Source organism: Pelagibacterium limicola (genome assembly GCF_015694405.1).
Lineage (GTDB): Bacteria > Pseudomonadota > Alphaproteobacteria > Rhizobiales > Devosiaceae > Pelagibacterium > Pelagibacterium limicola.
In genome coordinates this window covers 80,701-95,848 of sequence record NZ_JADQDB010000001.1, presented here as the reverse complement: position 1 = coordinate 95,848, position 15,148 = coordinate 80,701, and the positions used below count along the sequence as shown (strand labels likewise).

The following is a 15,148-nucleotide window of genomic DNA, read 5'->3' as shown; positions in this document are numbered from 1 at the left end:
GAACATGAATGCAAATCTGTTGCCGACTGGATCGGCATATTTTCTGACCCAGCAGACCCAGACCCCCGAGCGTCATACGCTGACGGTGCTGGTGGACAACGAGCCGGGGGTACTCGCGCGGGTCGTGGGGCTGTTTTCGGCGCGGGGGTTCAATATCGACTCTCTCACGGTGAGCGAGACCGAGCACGACAAGCACCGCTCGCGGATTACCGTGGTAACGGTGGCGACCCCCAAGATCCTCGAGCAGATCAAGCTCCAGCTTGAACGGCTGGTGCCGGTGCACAAGGTGCATGATCTGACCGCGGAGGGGAATGCCATCGAGCGCGAATTGGCCCTGGTCAAGGTTGCCGGGGTCGGCGAGAATCGCGTCGAAGCCTTGCGGCTGGCCGATGCGTTCCGCGCGCAGGTGATCGATGCATCGACCGAGAGTTTCGTGTTTGAGGTGACGGGCAAATCCTCCAAGGTCGAGCAGTTCATAGCGCTTATGGCGCCCATCGGGCTGGTCGAGGTGGTGCGGACCGGGCTGGCGGCGATCACGCGCGGCGCCGAGGGCATGTAGAGGTTGACCAGACTTTCAGCGAATGCCCGGGGCATCATCCTCATGGTGGCAGCCTCGGGCGCATTCGTTATCAACGACTCGTTTTTCAAACTGGCGACAGAGGAGTTGCCGGTCTTCCAGGCTCTGTTCTTGCGCGGCGTTGCGGCGGCCATCTGGTGTTTGCCAATGGTGCTCCTCACGCGGTCGGCGCATCGCATGAGGATGATCTTCGACCGCTGGGCGCTGTTGCGCAACGTGTTCGAAATTATCGCGGTATTCTGCTTCCTCAATGCGCTGGCGCGGATGCCGATTGCCGATATTTCGGCTATCGGGCAGCTTTCGCCCATGCTGCTGCTGATCGGGGCGGCGGTGATTTTCAGGGAGCGGCTTGGGCGCGCACAGATCGTATTGATCCTTGGCGGTTTTGCCGGGGCGCTCATGGTCGCGCAACCTCAGGCGGGGAGCGTATCTCCATTTATGGTTCTTGGGCTTGTTGCTGCGGTTGCCATTGCAGGACGCGATATCGTGGCGCGAATGCTGCCGGCGGACATACCTGGGCCGGTGGTCGCGTATGGCGCGGTCATCATGGTCATGGCGGCGTCAGGGATCGCGACGCTGCTGTTCGATAGCTGGGTTTCCCCCTCGTTCCATACCCTGGTCTATCTGCTTGCGTCGGGATTTTTCCTGATGTTCGGGCAGCTTTTCATTTTTCTGACCTTTCGTGTCGCGCCGGTGGGGGTGGTCGCGCCATTCCTTTACAGCACTTTGTTATGGGCGCTGTTGCTGGGGTTCGTGATGTTCGGCGATTTTCCGAACCCGCTTGCCTTCGCGGGGATCGGGCTGATTCTCGTGTGCGGGGTAATCCTCGTCATGCGGTCGAGCCGGCCCGCAGTGGCAGCCCGGACACCGATAGATATAAAGCAGGGTTCAGGCAGGGCCTGAAACGATGTAGAGAACGTTTCCGAGTCTCCAATCCATCGTGCTTTCCATGACCAAGCTATCCGTCAATCTCAACGCCGTCGCGCAATTGCGTAACCGCCGGAATCTGCCCTGGCCGAGCGTCACGGGCATGGCGCGGATCGTGCTCGATGAGGGAGCAGCGGGGGTGACGGTGCATCCGCGGCCCGACGAGCGGCATATTCGGCGCGAGGACGTTTACGACCTCAAGGCGCTGCTGGACGCCGAATATCCCCAGGCCGAGTTCAATATCGAGGGCTATCCGAGTGAGGATTTCCTCGCGCTGATCGAGGAGGTCGATCCCAATCAGGTGACGCTGGTGCCCGACGATCCGGCGCAGGCGACTTCGGACCATGGATGGGATTTCTTGGGCAAGGGGAATTTCCTGACATCCGTCGTCCAGCGACTCAGGACTTCCTCGCGGCGCGTTTCGCTATTTTGCGACCCGGACGCAGGACATGCAGGCATCGCAGCCGCCAAGGCGACCGGTGCGGACCGGGTGGAATTATATACGGGCCCGTACGGAGCGTGCTTCGATGATCCGGTGCGAGCCGAAGCCGAACTTGCGGTACTCGCCGAGACGGCGAGGGCAGCGCGGGTTGCGGGGATGGGTCTGAATGCAGGCCACGACCTGACGCTGGCCAACCTGCCCGCGTTTAAGGAGGCGATTCCCGGTGTCGATGAGGTTTCCATCGGGCACGGGATCACGGCGGATGCTCTGATCTTTGGGTTCGGCGAGGCCGTCCGGCGGTATATCGACGTATTGGGCGGATGACCGCCTATTTCTTGTTCGACGCGTTGAACGCCGCGGCGGCTTGAATGAGCGCCTTGAAGGCTTCCTCGTCGAACGTTTCGCCCTGCCGGAAATCGATGGCGCGGCGGGTCCCGCCCGTAAGGCTTGAGTTGAAGACGCCCGCGGGATCGGGGAGCGAGGCGCCGCGGGCGAAGGTGGTTTTAACGGCTGCCTTGTAGACCTCGCCGGTGCAGATAATGCCGGCGTATTCCCAAACCGGCGTTCCGCCCCATTTTACCGTTTCGACGACTTCGGGGACTGCTTCGTGAATGAGTGCGCGGATGTGCGCGAGAGTCTCGCCGCGCCAATCGGGGAGGGCGGCGATCCTGGCGTCGATTTCGGTGTCGGCGGGATTCGGATTGCTCATTGAAACCTCCTTCGCGTGGGCCAGTCCAAGGAACGCTAACCCGGTCGATGCGTTGGTCGGGTAGGTTGAGCGAGCGAAAACATGAGTGTTTCATAAACGCGAACGATCCTTCCGCGCAAGCAAGGTTGGACATGCGAGCGCCGAAAATGCAGGAAATACAACGGATAAACCTGCGGTATAGAGCCTTCGTGATTTATCGCCACCCGAGTTCCTACGGTTACATAAAGGTGCCTACTTGTTTTTAGTGATTGAGCAGACTTAAGTATCCTTGGTCACTATTTGTAACCGATTTATAGGAAGTATCAGATGTCCAAACCAAAAATCGCCATCATCATCTCTTCGACGCGTGAAACGCGGTTTGCCGACAAGCCGGCCGCATGGCTGCTCGATTTGGCCAGGCAGCGCTCCGAAATCGATGTGGAACTCGTCGATCTGCGCGATTTTGACCTGCCTTTCTTCAACGAAGTTGCTTCCAACGCCTGGGCGCCTACGCAGGACCCCAAGGCTATCGCCTGGCAGAAGAAGGTCGCCGAGTTCGACGGCTATATTTTCCTCGTCGCCGAATACAATCGTTCGATCACCGCAGCTCTCAAGAATGCTCTCGATCAGGCCTATGTCGAGTGGGGCCGCAAACCGGCAGCCTATGTCGGCTACGGTTCGGTTGGCGCTGCGCGCGCCATCGAGCAGCTGCGCCTGATTAATGTCGAATTGCAGATGGTACCCGTCCGCCATGGCGTGCATATCGGCGGCTCTGAATTCTACACCGTCTGGTCGGGTGCCGGTAATCAGCCGATGTCTGCAATCGAGGGAGCCATCGGCCCGAGCGCCAAGGACATGCTCGACAACCTCGTTTGGTGGACCAATGCCACCAAGGAGGCGCGGGAAGCGGACGTCCAGAAGGAAGCCGCCGAGTAAAGGTCCCGCTCGCCACCACTTGGCCAATATGTTATACGCACAAGGGGTTGCCGTCGTGGCAGCCCCTTATTTTATTCATTGAGTTACGGGCCGATGTTCGAATGGATCGACGCCGCTGGAGATGCGGTGATGGGTGGGGTTATCGGGGTCATGGGCCTCGTGGGGCTGGTCGACGAAGCGCCGTCGCGATATCCGCTCGACGCCATGATGGCCGGGTTCACCGAAGAATGCCAGCTTTCGGGGGCGCTCGAGGCTCTGTGGACGAGCGCAGTCAATGGCGAAGCGCTGGTTCTGCCAGATTTGGGAGAGCATTATTTCGGCGATATTCAGGTGCGTCAGGACGAGGAGTTCCGGGAAATCCGTGTTCCCGTAGAGGGTGAGTGGATGGGACACAGCGTGGATCATTTTGCGCTGTTTGCCGGCAACGACAACGGCATCGCGGTGTTGAGCGTCAGGTTCGATCCCACCGATACGGAGGTGGCGGCAACGTTTGCGCCGCTCGCCCAGGCCTCGGCGGCGAAGCTCGACACCGATCCGGAAAACTACACAGAGGTTTCAACCGCCTTCGTTTCGGAAGGCGGGCTCAGTCAGTATTACTGCGATTTTTCGACCTGATCCGCGTCAGCGCGGCATATCCGGGCAGACATAGGGGACGGGGGCAGGCTCGAAGCGCTGGGTGATGGTTTCATTGACCAGATCGAGCGAGAGGACAAGTTCGGCTTCGGACAGTTCGACGATCTCGGCAGGAATATCCATACCGTCCTCGTTCCAGACGAGGGTGGTGTCCGAGGTCATGACCCAGGATGAGAGGCGGTAGGTTTCCCAGCAGGAATCCGAGAGTAGCGTGCCATCCGAGAGGAAAATCTGCATGGAGCCGGGCATTCCGGAGGTGTCGTCAGACCGTACCCAGATGCGGTCGGTGAGAGAGACGCCGATCATCGGTGCGGAGGTGGGGGCTTCGCTATCCTGCCCGAGCGCGGGGATAGCGAGGGTGGACAGCGTCAAGACGAACAAGGGCAGACAGCGCATCACTTCGATTCCCAATTGGCACGATGTGACATTGTTATCCCGATTCGACCAAAACAGGGCGGGGAGGCCGACGGCATGGAGGGTAGCGCTTGCCAAATGCCGAACCGTAACGTACGGTACGGCAAATGGAAGGCGAACGTTGCCGCGCGTTTGTTCCAGGGTTTACGACGGGGAAAGCGCGCGGTGGGAGCGCGCTTTTGTTTGTGGTTCTCGAGGTCCCTTGGCGCGGCGCGGCCTCCTCAACATTGTCGAACCCCACACCAGAGGGCAACTTTTGACACCTCCAGGCCTAACCATTGGCGACGATACGCTGACCGAAAGGCAGAAGGCCGTTCTGAACGCGGCGCTCGGGCTGCTCGTCGAGGGTGGGGACGGGCTGACGATGACCGGGGTGGCGCGGCGAGCGAGCTGCTCCAAGGAAACGCTCTACAAATGGTTTGGCGACCGCGACGGGCTGCTGACTGCGACGGTGCAGTGGCAGGCAGCCAAGGTGCGGATGGTGCCGGTGGACCGGGAGCGGCTCGATGCGCGGGCGCTCGGGATTGCGCTCGAGAAGTTTGCCCGCGACCTCTTGAGCGTCTTGTCGGGCGATATATCGGTGGCGCTGAACCGGTTGGCGGTGTCCCATGCGGGGCAGGAAAAGCGCAACCTCGGCATGATCGTGCTCGAAAACGGACGCTATGCGATGGGGCGGCGACTGAAACCGGTGCTCGAGGCGGGGCGCGACGCAGGGCTATTGGTGTTCGAGGATTGCGAGGCGGCGTTCCGCACCTTTTTCGGGCTGGTGGTGCGCGACGTACAGATCCGGCTTTTGCTCGGGGATGCAATGAAGCTCGACGAAAAGACAATTCTCGAAGACGCGCGCCGGGCGCGTGAACAGTTTTTCGCGCTCTACGGGGCGTGACGAAAACCAATCCAGACAATGCGATAATGGGAGATTCCAATGCGCGTTTATTACGATCGGGATGCTGATCTCAACATTCTCAAGTCCAAGAAGGTCGCCATTATCGGCTATGGCAGCCAGGGCCGGGCGCATGCGCTGAACCTTCGCGATTCCGGGGTGACCAATGTCGCCATCGGGCTGCGTCCGGGTTCGACGACTGCAAAGAAGGTCGAAGCCGATGGGCTCAAGGTCATGAGCGTTGCCGAAGCGGCTGGCTGGGCCGACATGATGATGATGGCGACGCCGGACGAACTTCAGGCCGATATCTATCGCGACGAGATCGCGCCCAATATCCGTGACGGTGCAGCATTGGCGTTCGCGCACGGACTTAACGTTCATTTCGGGCTGATCGAACCGAAGTCCACGGTCGACGTGCTGATGATTGCGCCGAAGGGGCCGGGCCATACGGTGCGCGGTGAGTATGAGAAGGGCGGCGGGGTGCCGTGCCTGATCGCCATCCATCACGACGCAACCGGCAATGCACACGATCTCGGGCTGGCCTATGCCTCGGGTGTCGGCGGCGGGCGCTCGGGCATCATCGAGACGACCTTCAAGGAAGAGTGCGAGACCGATCTGTTCGGCGAGCAGGCCGTGCTGTGCGGTGGTCTGGTCGAATTGATCCGTGCCGGGTTCGAAACGCTGGTCGAGGCCGGTTATGCGCCGGAAATGGCCTATTTCGAGTGCCTGCACGAAGTGAAGCTGATCGTCGACCTGATCTATCAGGGCGGCATCGCCAATATGAACTACTCGATCTCCAACACTGCCGAATGGGGTGAATATGTTACCGGCCCGCGCATCATCACGCCGGAAACCAAGGCGGAGATGAAGAAGGTGCTGGGCGATATCCAGTCGGGCAAGTTCACCTCCGAGTGGATGCAGGAATACCGCGCCGGCGCCGCGCGCTTCAAGGCCATCCGCCGCAACAACGACGCACACCAGATCGAAGAGGTCGGGACGAAGCTGCGCGAAATGATGCCGTGGATCAAGGCCGGGGCGCTGGTGGACAAAAACCGCAACTAGCTACGCTTGCCTTGCTATCGAGATCGCCGCGCGCTGCCATGGGGAGCGGGCGGTTTTCTTTTTAGCGGTGCGAATGCATATTTTCGCGGCGCGCATTATCGCGCATGATGCGCTCCGAACTCGGGATTCGCCGGCGTGAGGGGCGTATGAGACTTTCCTATTTCATTCTCGACGTGTTCACCCGTGACAGGCTCGCCGGCAATCCGTTGGCGGTGGTTCTGAAGGCCGATGGGCTTTCGGGCGCGCGGATGCAGGCAATCGCGGCGGAGTTCAACCTTTCCGAAACCGTTTTCGTTTTGGCGCCCCAGAACGAGCGGCATACCAACGCCTTGCGCATTTTTACGCCAACCCAGGAACTGCCGTTTGCCGGGCACCCCACGGTGGGCGCGGCAGTCCTGCTAGGGCTACAGAGCCGGGCATCGGCGGTGCGGCTGGAGCTGGGCGTGGGGTTGGTGACTGCTGTCATGGAGCGCATCGACAAGCGCACTGGCGAGGCCAAGTTCGCTCTGCCCAGGCTACCCGAGCGGGTAGGGGAGGCGCCGCCGGACGACCAGATTGGCGAAAGGCTGGGGCTTGCAGTGGCAGATATCGGCTTTGGCGATGTGCGACCGGCGATGTACTCAGCCGGGCTACCGTTCTATCTCGTGCCGGTGCGCGATGCGCGCGCGTTGGCGGCGATCACGCTCGAGCGGAGGGGCTGGAACGATACATTTCGGGGTGACAGAAATTCCGTTTATGTTTTCACTGAAACACCCGATGAGCGCGGAAACGATTATGCTGCGCGCATGTTTCAGGTTGCGCACGGCGCGGGCGAGGATGCAGCGACGGGATCGGCCGCCGCGGCCTTGATCGGCCTTCTGGCGGCGCAGCCGCGCTACGGGGATGGACATCACGAGATCATGTTGCGCCAGGGCCGCGAGATGGGACGGCCCAGCCTCATCGAGCTGCAGTTCAACAAGGAACAGGGTCAGTTGCGTCATGCCGGGATCGGCGGTGCGGCAGTGGTCCTGGCGGAAGGCGTGCTGGATCTGGACGAATAGTCAAACAAGGGTGGGGGACGATGGATATCCTGGCCAAAATACTGCTTTTCCTGCATTTTTTTGGGCTGGTGATCGGCATGGGGTCGGGGATGGCGTTGTCCAACGCCACACGCCTCGTAACGAACCCCGCTGCCGATTCCGGGTTTGATCGGTTCACCGCGATGCTGGCAAGGAGCGGCCATATCGGACTCGGACTGCTCTGGGTTACGGGGGTGCTGATGGTGGCGCTCAAATATGGCGGGATGGGTACCTTTGACGCGTGGTTCTGGATCAAGATGGCGCTGGTCATCGTGCTGACCGCTGCCGTGGGGATCGGATCGGCGTCGGCGCGCAAGGCCAGAGCGGGAGACACGGAGGCCGCAAAACGGGCAAAGCTCGCTTCGATGGTCAGCGGGCTGAGTGGGCTCGGCGTGATCTTTGCGGCTGTTTTCGCCTTCAACTAGGCCGAATTGATCGCATACAAGGCTTGCACGCCGGACAAGATTGCATCATTGTGCGCGGCAACGGAGATTTTGAGGAACCGGTAGAACCGATGCGCCGCAAAGATACATCTGCTGCCGTCGCTATCGCCCGCAAGGAGCAAGCCTTGCGGATCAATCTCCTATTGGGTTCGGGGCTGCTGCTTGGCAGCGCCCTTCTTCTCCTCCTTATCAGCCCCTGATTGCCGGCGGTCCGCGAAGCGTGGACGGGTCATCAGGGGATAGCGCCAGAAGCCGAACACTTAACGAGATGTCCGGCCACAGCCTGCATATGATTTCCGCAGGTGGCCGAGAGTAAGGACCTAAGAGAAATGAGTACCGAAGCCAGTTCAGCGAGCAACACCGACCGCGTTTACATCTTCGACACGACATTGCGTGACGGAGAGCAAAGCCCCGGGGCGACGATGACGCTCGAGGAAAAGCTCCAGGTGGCCGAGATCCTCGACACGATGGGTGTCGACATCATCGAGGCGGGATTCCCCATTGCTTCAAACGGTGACTTCGAGGCGGTGGCGACCATTGCCAAGCGTGCGAAAAACGCCGTGATTGCCGGATTGGCCCGCGCAATCCCCGCCGATATCGACCGGGCAGGGGAGGCGGTGCGGTTCGCCAAGCGCGGACGCATCCACACTTTCGTATCCACCTCGCCGATCCATCTGGCGCATCAGATGAAGAAAACCGAGGACGAGGTGCTTGAAATCGTCACCAAGACCGTAACGCAGGCGCGCAACCTCATCGACGATGTTGAGTGGTCGGGCATGGACGCAACGCGTACACCGGTCGAGTTTCTGGCGCGCTGCACGGAAGCGGCCATCAAGGCGGGCGCGACGACGATCAATGTGCCCGATACGGTCGGGTATTCGACGCCGGAAGACTACTACCAGCTCATCCGGACACTGATCGAGATGGTGCCCAATTCCGACAAGGCAATCTTTTCGACCCATTGCCACAATGACCTCGGGATGGCGGTGGCCAACTCGATTGCCGGCGTGCGGGCGGGGGCGCGGCAGGTCGAATGCACGATCAATGGGCTGGGCGAGCGCGCGGGCAATGCGGCGCTCGAAGAGGTCGTGATGGCGTTCAGGACGAGGGCGGATGCCCTTCCCTTCCACACCAATATCGAGAGCACGCACCTCTCGCGCGCCTCCAAGGTCGTCTCGGCGGCGGCGAATTTTCCTGTCCAGTACAACAAGGCGATCGTCGGCAAGAACGCGTTTGCCCATGAGAGCGGTATCCATCAGGATGGGATGCTCAAGAACGCGCTGACCTATGAGATCATGACGCCTGAAAGCGTGGGCATCAAATCCACCTCGCTGGTGATGGGCAAGCATTCGGGCCGCCACGCGTTCAAGGAAAAGCTGCGCGACCTGGGATATGAACTGGCCGACAACCAGTTCCAGGAGGCCTTCCAGCGTTTCAAGGACCTCGCGGACCGCAAGAAGCACGTCTATGACGATGACATCGTGGCGCTGGTGGACGATGAGATGGGCTCGGCCGCCGATCGCATCAAGCTGGTGGACATGAGCGTAACGTCGAAGACCGGCGGCGTTCACAGGTGCGAATTGACCGTTTCCATCGACGGGGAAGCCACTGAGGTTACCTACGACGGTACGGGGTCTGTGGACGCAATCTTCAATGCGATCAAGAAGGCGGTGGGGGCCGATCCGCATCTGGTGCTCTATGCGGTGGATGGGGTCACCGGCGGTACCGACGCCCAGGCCAATGCCCATGTCCGGCTCGAGATGAACGGGCGCATCGCTTCGGGCAATGCGGCAGAGCCCGACACATTGGTCGCCTCCGCCCGCGCCTATCTCAACGCGTATAACCGTCTGTTGGTGGAAAAGGGCGCTTCGGCGCAGGGCGCTTTGGCGGGTTAAGCCGCCGACGCTTCGGACTTTTTGCCTGGTGCCTCGCCGCGGGGTTTCCAATCCGCCGTCTGCTGGAGCGTGAATTGCGCGTTCCAGCGGCCGGCGCCCCATGCGGGGGTGACGGGCCGCTCGAGGAAGGCGATATAGTCGTGGCGCGGCATATCGATACCGCCAAGGTCCTCGACCCATCCTGACATGATCTGATGGTCAACGGCGGTGAATCCCGCTTCCTCGAGATGGTGATAGAGACTGACGATGGCGAATTTCGAAGCGTTGTCGGCCGTGTGGAACATCGAGAGTGCCGAAAAGACATGTCCGGCCGCGAGACCGAAGAGGCCTCCGACGAGTTGGTCCTCGGTATCGTAGATCTCGACGGAATGGGCATGCCCTTCATCGAACAGACGCATATAGAGCGCCTTGGCCTGCGGCGTGATCCAGGTAAGGTGCGTCCTGGCGCGATCGCGAGGGGCCGCGCAGCCGGAGATGACACCGTTGAAATCGGAGTCGAAGGCGACGCGGAGATCCGTTTGGCGCATGGTACGGCGGAAACGTTTGGCGATGTGGACATTTTCGAGCGGCATGGTGGCGCGCTGCGGCGGCGACCACCACTTCATCCTTCCCCAATGCGCCATGGGGTAAAAGCCTCTGCGGAAAGCCGCGAGGACCGTCGGCGTTGTCAGATCGGTCGCCAATCCACCAAAGCCGGGCGGGCGATCATCGATCCGACCGACATCCGGAATGGCCGGCGGTGGGCTGAGCATTTCCCGGACGATACGGGCAGCAAGAAACGGAAGCCATTTTACCCTTGGCGGCTTCAGCCAATAGGCCGTAGCCAGAGCAAGGCGGCTCAAGGGGAGTTTTCCGGCATTTTGGGGCATAAAGCTGGTCCGTCGGCGGGGGTGCCGTTAATACATAGCTGCGCATTTTATTACATGTGATCGCGCCACGATCCATTATCTCCGCGGATATGGTTCACAGTGTGTTGACTTGCGTCCAGCACCGTCCGGGCGTGAGCTAGAACAAGGCTAAACGGAGGTGACGATGACGATGCGGATACTGCAGGCAATTGCCATCTCAGGCCTTTTTCTGGTCATTGCGGTTCCTGCGCAGGCGGCGACCGCGCTTTTCGCCGGCGGATGCTTTTGGAGCGTGGAAGCCAATTTCGACAAGGTGGAGGGCGTTACTGGGACGACATCGGGCTTTGCCGGTGGACACGTTGAAAATCCCAGCTATGAACAGGTGATTTTCACCGATACCGGGCATTACGAGGCGGTCGAGGTCACTTACGACCCGGATGTCGTGAGCTTCGAGCATTTGCTGACCGTCTTCTGGCACACGACCGACCCAACTGATGCAGGCGGACAATTTTGTGACCGGGGCCACAGCTATCGCACTGCGATTTTTGCGCTCGATGAGGAACAGGCTCGGATCGCTGAGGCCAGCAAGACGGCGCTGGTCGAAGAAACAGGATTTGTCATCGTTACCGAGATTTTGCCTGCCGCTCCGTTCTATGCCGCCGAGGATTATCATCAGGATTTCCACCTCAAGAACCCCGCGCGTTATGAGGCATACCGCATCGGATGCAGGCGGGATTTCAGGCTGTCGGACCTCTGGGGCAACAAGGCATTTCTGGGGACCAGCCTCAATCCGGTTTCGCATTAGCCCAATTGCGATTTGATGGGTGGACAGTCCCTGATGGGTTTGATAGAGAGGCGCCACTTCAGCGGCTTGCCGCATGTCGTGGGTGTATAGCTCAGTTGGTAGAGCAGCTGACTCTTAATCAGCGGGTCCGAGGTTCGAGCCCTCGTACACCCACCATTTCCCCCCTGATGGTGCCGATTCCCTGATACCGATGCGAGCCGCAGGGGTGCAACTGCGCGACGATGGCGGTGCTTATCTGGCATGGAAGTGAGCCCGACGTGGGTTCATAGGCCGTTAACCATCTGCAAAGAAGGCGCATCCGCTATCAGGCGCGACAACCTTTGACCAAGTGGCCCCGGCTATACTGCCGGCGCTATCGAACGGATCAGGTTTATGGACGTGGCCTCACATTCTCCTGCTGCACTGGGAGCGGTCGCCGGAAGCAAGGGCGGACTCTCCGGAAGCGCAGCCGTGCCCGCCGGCCTTGTAGCGAAGGTTCTCCCGGGAGACGTCTGGGACGAAGTCGCCGTGGCGTTCGATGGGATTTGCCAGGAACAGTTATATGCCTACGCGCGCGGTCGATGGCCTGGGGTCGCACTTGAGCCTGTGCTGTTTAGCAAGGACGGAGAGACGATCGGCGGCGCGCTCGTCATGCTGCAGCCGCTACCCCTCAAACTGGGGATGATTGCGCTGGTAAAATGGGGGCCAATGCTCGCTGATGCCGGGGCTCCGGGCGGCGAGGAAATGCTCCGTGGTATGATCGGCCACCTCAAGGCCGAATACGGCGATCGCCGCGCCATGATGGTGTCGATCATGCCCCCAGTTGAATCTCAGCGCGAGAATGCCGGGCTAGCCCGTTTGATCGACCTGGGGTTTTCCCAAGGAGAGAGTCTGCGCGCGCCGGACCGGTATGTCGTCGACGTGAGGCTCGATGACGAAAAGCGGATGGCGGCCTTCTCGCAGAAATGGCGTTACCATCTACGCAAGGCCATGAAGAACGAGCTCGTTTTCGAACGTTCCGCGGCCCACAATCTCGAACGGTTCATGACCCTTTACGATGCCATGTCGGAGCGCAAGCGGTTCGCCGACCATTCGGCGATCGACACGGTTTCCGACCTGTTTGCCTTGCCGGAAGGCAGGGGGCGACCTGAGCTCTTCTTCGTTTCACGCGAGGGGAGTGTCGTGGCCGGGGCCATCGTCTTTACCGCGGGAGCGACAGCGACTTATCTCTACGGCGCGACGATTGATGCCGCACTCGATCTGCGTGCGGGTTATTTCCTCCATTGGCACGTCCTGGGCTGGCTGCGCGACCATACGCGCGCGCGTTGGTACGACCTCGGCGGAACCGACGGTTCGCCGGGCCTGCATCAGTTCAAGAGCGGAATGGTGGGGGACGCCGGTTTTATCCATCCCCTGCCGCCTATTGCCAACTATACTTCTCATCGGAGCGCGCGGCTGGCCGGCGAAGCTGCCTACATGCTGCGACGAGGGTTCAACAACGTGCGCGATGCGCTCGACGCATACATGCGCGTTCTGGCGAAACACCTGCGGCGGGCCGCACGATAGATGTCGATCGCCACCAAGCTTGCATCGAAATCGGTATTCATGTTTGCCCTGCGCATCTTCGGTGCCGGGTTCGTTTTCGTCGTGCAGGCCGCAATTGCGCGGGTATGGGGCGCGGAAGCTCTGGGAGACTACCTCCTCGTGATTGCGGCGGCCAACCTTCTGGCCGTGGGCATGCCATTGGGCTTTCAGACCGTGGGCACGTATTTTGCCGCGGAATACCGCGCCAGGGGGGAAGGGCGTCAACTGCGTCGCTTTCTCCTGCAGGCCTATGGCCAGGTCGCTGCGGTGGGTATTGCCGTGGCGTTGGCAGGTTGGCCGGTCACATATCTTATGGGCGATTCCGGCGCCGATCTGCGCCTTCTATGGTTGCCGACGTCGGTGATCGCGATTGCAACCGCGGTCAGTTACGTCAATGCCACCACGCTTGTAGGGCTCAAGCGGCCGCTTGCGGGATATGTCCCGGACATGATCTTCCGGCCAGCATTGATGCTGGGCGGCTTTGCGGTCGTCGCTGCGGTCACCCAGGGGCCGCAATTGCTTCCCATGCTCTGGCTCGTCGCGCTGCTTCTGCTCGCTTTGTTTGTCGGGCAGTTCGCCTTCGTCGTCCGGGCAGTGCGCGTCATACCGGCTGACGACACGCCCCGCCCCAGCGAGCAGCGGCGGTGGTGGCGGTTCGCGGCGCCGTGGGTGCTGATCGTCCTCGCATCCGACTATTTCTTCGACATCAACCTGCTGCTTCTCGCAGACCTTCTCGATCGCGGGGACCTGGCGATTTTCGGGGTTTCCACGCGTATCTTTGCGTTGGTTTCGTTCGGCGTCGTGGCGGTGTACTCCCTGACCTTGCCGGATATGTTCGAGGCCGAGGCCAAGTCGGACCGCTCCGCATTCGAGAGCCGCGTGGGGGAGGCCAATCTGGTCGCTACGCTGTTGGCTCTCGGACTGTTTCTTGGCGTGCTGATCTTTGGCCGGTTTATCCTGATGTTGTTTGGGGATGACTTCACCGCCGGAGCGCTGCCCATGGCGATATTGTGCCTGGCGCTGGTCGTGCGCGCGATGTTCGGTCCGGCCTCGCTGGTGCTTTCGATGCATGACCAGCCCTATGCCAGCCTGCCATCTATCCTGCTTGGCGTCGTCGTGCTGGTTGCTGGCAATTACCTTTTGGTACCCGCCCATGGGTTGATGGGTGCTGCGGTTTCGGCATTCGTTGCCATCAGCGTCTGGTCTGTCTCGCTGTGGCTGACGGCGCTGGTAAAGGCCAAGGTGGACGTCTCGATATTCAATCGGTTCCGCGCAGCGCCGGCCTAAAACCTAGCGGTCCAACAATCCGCGCAACCGCAGGCCGAGACGTTTGCGCATCGGCAAGGCCATGCCGCGGTCGTAACCTTCGGTGACCTTGGTGAACTTGCGCTCCATGATGAGATAATCCTCGCCGAAGATGTGCTTTTCGAGCAAGGCGATCTGCTCGTAACCATAGCGGCGCAGGAGCGCCAGTGCCGGGCGGTTGTCAGGGCGGACCCAGGTGGAGGCCTTGTGAAAGCGAGAATTGTCCCAATGGTCGATGAAGGCATCCATGCCGAACCGCCCGAGGGGCGTTTTGCGGAACTTGGGGAAGATCGCCGACCATAACTGGAAAATAGTACCGCAATCGGGCCCGGAAATGAGGAAACCACCGACTTCGCCATCCATTTCCAGCAGCAAGATATGCCAGGGATCGATGGCGAGCAGGGTGCGCAGGAAGGTCTTGTCCAGGCGCTCCTTCTCATGGGCCTTGAAGATGTCGGAATAAAACGGCATCGAATCGATGAGGTCCATCAATTCGCGATGGACCATGTCGATATCTGCTCGGGTCGCGGCGCGGGCGTTCATTTGTTCCATGACGCAGCCTCCAGTTCGGACAGCGCAGCTTAGCGGGCTGCCGTTGACAAAGCGTGACTTTCCGTCACGTCGAATGCGCCTCGCTTGCCCGCGTGCCGCGCGGTGCGCTAAGTTCCT

Annotated in this window: 17 protein-coding genes and 1 tRNA gene; 14 read left to right on the top strand and 4 right to left on the bottom strand. The window is 60.7% G+C overall.

All coding sequences use genetic code 11. From position 1 onward, the window contains the following. Positions 1 to 4: 4 nt before the first annotated feature. Genes ilvN through I2G20_RS00455 form a run of 3 tightly spaced genes read left to right on the top strand, consistent with a single transcriptional unit; the run spans position 5 to position 2,270 of the window. On the top strand, positions 5 to 559 hold the full coding sequence (ilvN, locus tag I2G20_RS00465) for an acetolactate synthase small subunit (RefSeq protein WP_196257718.1): 555 nt from the start codon (positions 5 to 7) through the stop codon (positions 557 to 559). Between the two features lie 3 nt (positions 560 to 562). Further along, positions 563 to 1,480, top strand: coding sequence for a DMT family transporter (locus I2G20_RS00460; protein WP_196257717.1), 918 nt, complete (start codon positions 563 to 565; stop codon positions 1,478 to 1,480). Positions 1,481 to 1,526: 46 nt separating this feature from the next. Next, the gene (locus tag I2G20_RS00455) at positions 1,527 to 2,270 is read left to right on the top strand and encodes a pyridoxine 5'-phosphate synthase (RefSeq protein WP_196257716.1); all 744 of its coding nucleotides are present in this window, start codon (positions 1,527 to 1,529) and stop codon (positions 2,268 to 2,270) included. A 4-nt stretch (positions 2,271 to 2,274) separates the two neighbouring features. Here the strand turns inward: I2G20_RS00455 and I2G20_RS00450 are convergent, their stop codons facing one another. Next, positions 2,275 to 2,655: a DUF1801 domain-containing protein gene (locus tag I2G20_RS00450; protein WP_196257715.1), complete on the bottom strand. Its 381-nt coding sequence runs from the start codon at positions 2,653 to 2,655 to the stop codon at positions 2,275 to 2,277. 306 nt (positions 2,656 to 2,961) lie between these two features. On the opposite strand from I2G20_RS00450, the gene I2G20_RS00445 reads away from it, so the two are divergent. Further along, on the top strand, positions 2,962 to 3,570 hold the full coding sequence (locus tag I2G20_RS00445; protein ID WP_196257714.1) for an NADPH-dependent FMN reductase: 609 nt from the start codon (positions 2,962 to 2,964) through the stop codon (positions 3,568 to 3,570). Positions 3,571 to 3,663: 93 nt separating this feature from the next. Continuing rightward, positions 3,664 to 4,185 (top strand): hypothetical protein, encoded by a 522-nt coding sequence (locus I2G20_RS00440; RefSeq protein ID WP_196257713.1) that lies wholly within the window; start codon positions 3,664 to 3,666, stop codon positions 4,183 to 4,185. Between the two features lie 6 nt (positions 4,186 to 4,191). Here I2G20_RS00440 and I2G20_RS00435 read toward each other — a convergent pair whose 3' ends face one another. Then, positions 4,192 to 4,599 (bottom strand): hypothetical protein, encoded by a 408-nt coding sequence (locus tag I2G20_RS00435; RefSeq protein ID WP_196258215.1) that lies wholly within the window; start codon positions 4,597 to 4,599, stop codon positions 4,192 to 4,194. A 274-nt stretch (positions 4,600 to 4,873) separates the two neighbouring features. On the opposite strand from I2G20_RS00435, the gene I2G20_RS17170 reads away from it, so the two are divergent. From I2G20_RS17170 to I2G20_RS00410, 5 genes are all read left to right on the top strand, one after another. Beyond that, a complete protein-coding gene (locus tag I2G20_RS17170) occupies positions 4,874 to 5,503 on the top strand; it encodes a TetR/AcrR family transcriptional regulator (RefSeq protein ID WP_246472707.1) in 630 nt (209 codons plus the stop codon). 39 nt (positions 5,504 to 5,542) lie between these two features. Beyond that, complete coding sequence (gene ilvC, locus I2G20_RS00425; protein WP_196257712.1) at positions 5,543 to 6,562, top strand: ketol-acid reductoisomerase; 1,020 nt, start codon at positions 5,543 to 5,545, stop codon at positions 6,560 to 6,562. Positions 6,563 to 6,708: 146 nt separating this feature from the next. Further along, the gene (locus I2G20_RS00420) at positions 6,709 to 7,602 is read left to right on the top strand and encodes a PhzF family phenazine biosynthesis protein (RefSeq protein ID WP_196257711.1); all 894 of its coding nucleotides are present in this window, start codon (positions 6,709 to 6,711) and stop codon (positions 7,600 to 7,602) included. 20 nt (positions 7,603 to 7,622) lie between these two features. Next, positions 7,623 to 8,045: a hypothetical protein gene (locus tag I2G20_RS00415; RefSeq protein WP_196257710.1), complete on the top strand. Its 423-nt coding sequence runs from the start codon at positions 7,623 to 7,625 to the stop codon at positions 8,043 to 8,045. 347 nt (positions 8,046 to 8,392) lie between these two features. Beyond that, a complete protein-coding gene (locus I2G20_RS00410; RefSeq protein WP_196257709.1) occupies positions 8,393 to 9,958 on the top strand; it encodes a 2-isopropylmalate synthase in 1,566 nt (521 codons plus the stop codon). Here the strand turns inward: I2G20_RS00410 and aat are convergent. After that, on the bottom strand, positions 9,955 to 10,827 hold the full coding sequence (gene aat, locus I2G20_RS00405; RefSeq protein WP_196257708.1) for a leucyl/phenylalanyl-tRNA--protein transferase: 873 nt from the start codon (positions 10,825 to 10,827) through the stop codon (positions 9,955 to 9,957). The genes I2G20_RS00410 and aat overlap by 4 nt on opposite strands. A gap of 163 nt (positions 10,828 to 10,990) precedes the next feature. On the opposite strand from aat, the gene msrA reads away from it, so the two are divergent. From msrA to I2G20_RS00385, 4 genes are all read left to right on the top strand, one after another. Next, positions 10,991 to 11,611, top strand: coding sequence for a peptide-methionine (S)-S-oxide reductase MsrA (msrA, locus tag I2G20_RS00400; protein ID WP_196257707.1), 621 nt, complete (start codon positions 10,991 to 10,993; stop codon positions 11,609 to 11,611). An 80-nt stretch (positions 11,612 to 11,691) separates the two neighbouring features. Further along, a tRNA-Lys gene (locus I2G20_RS00395) sits at positions 11,692 to 11,767 on the top strand. A gap of 216 nt (positions 11,768 to 11,983) precedes the next feature. After that, a complete protein-coding gene (locus I2G20_RS00390; RefSeq protein WP_196257706.1) occupies positions 11,984 to 13,156 on the top strand; it encodes a lipid II:glycine glycyltransferase FemX in 1,173 nt (390 codons plus the stop codon). Then, positions 13,157 to 14,461, top strand: coding sequence for a lipopolysaccharide biosynthesis protein (locus I2G20_RS00385; protein ID WP_196257705.1), 1,305 nt, complete (start codon positions 13,157 to 13,159; stop codon positions 14,459 to 14,461). It begins immediately after the preceding gene. 3 nt (positions 14,462 to 14,464) lie between these two features. Here the strand turns inward: I2G20_RS00385 and I2G20_RS00380 are convergent, their stop codons facing one another. Next, positions 14,465 to 15,031, bottom strand: coding sequence for a GNAT family N-acetyltransferase (locus I2G20_RS00380; RefSeq protein WP_196257704.1), 567 nt, complete (start codon positions 15,029 to 15,031; stop codon positions 14,465 to 14,467). Between the last annotated feature and the right edge of the window lie 117 nt (positions 15,032 to 15,148).

Bases quoted from the DNA above. Each gene is read 5' to 3' on its own strand.
- ilvN (WP_196257718.1), top strand. From the start codon at position 5: ATGAATGCAAATCTGTTGCCGACTGGATCGGCATATTTTCTGACCCAG.
- I2G20_RS00455 (WP_196257716.1), top strand. From the start codon at position 1,527: ATGACCAAGCTATCCGTCAATCTCAACGCCGTCGCGCAATTGCGTAAC.
- I2G20_RS00450 (WP_196257715.1), bottom strand. From the start codon at position 2,655: ATGAGCAATCCGAATCCCGCCGACACCGAAATCGACGCCAGGATCGCC.
- I2G20_RS00445 (WP_196257714.1), top strand. From the start codon at position 2,962: ATGTCCAAACCAAAAATCGCCATCATCATCTCTTCGACGCGTGAAACG.
- I2G20_RS00440 (WP_196257713.1), top strand. From the start codon at position 3,664: ATGTTCGAATGGATCGACGCCGCTGGAGATGCGGTGATGGGTGGGGTT.
- I2G20_RS00435 (WP_196258215.1), bottom strand. From the start codon at position 4,599: ATGCGCTGTCTGCCCTTGTTCGTCTTGACGCTGTCCACCCTCGCTATC.
- ilvC (WP_196257712.1), top strand. From the start codon at position 5,543: ATGCGCGTTTATTACGATCGGGATGCTGATCTCAACATTCTCAAGTCC.
- I2G20_RS00420 (WP_196257711.1), top strand. From the start codon at position 6,709: ATGAGACTTTCCTATTTCATTCTCGACGTGTTCACCCGTGACAGGCTC.
- I2G20_RS00415 (WP_196257710.1), top strand. From the start codon at position 7,623: ATGGATATCCTGGCCAAAATACTGCTTTTCCTGCATTTTTTTGGGCTG.
- I2G20_RS00410 (WP_196257709.1), top strand. From the start codon at position 8,393: ATGAGTACCGAAGCCAGTTCAGCGAGCAACACCGACCGCGTTTACATC.
- aat (WP_196257708.1), bottom strand. From the start codon at position 10,827: ATGCCCCAAAATGCCGGAAAACTCCCCTTGAGCCGCCTTGCTCTGGCT.
- msrA (WP_196257707.1), top strand. From the start codon at position 10,991: ATGACGATGCGGATACTGCAGGCAATTGCCATCTCAGGCCTTTTTCTG.
- I2G20_RS00390 (WP_196257706.1), top strand. From the start codon at position 11,984: ATGGACGTGGCCTCACATTCTCCTGCTGCACTGGGAGCGGTCGCCGGA.
- I2G20_RS00385 (WP_196257705.1), top strand. From the start codon at position 13,157: ATGTCGATCGCCACCAAGCTTGCATCGAAATCGGTATTCATGTTTGCC.
- I2G20_RS00380 (WP_196257704.1), bottom strand. From the start codon at position 15,031: ATGGAACAAATGAACGCCCGCGCCGCGACCCGAGCAGATATCGACATG.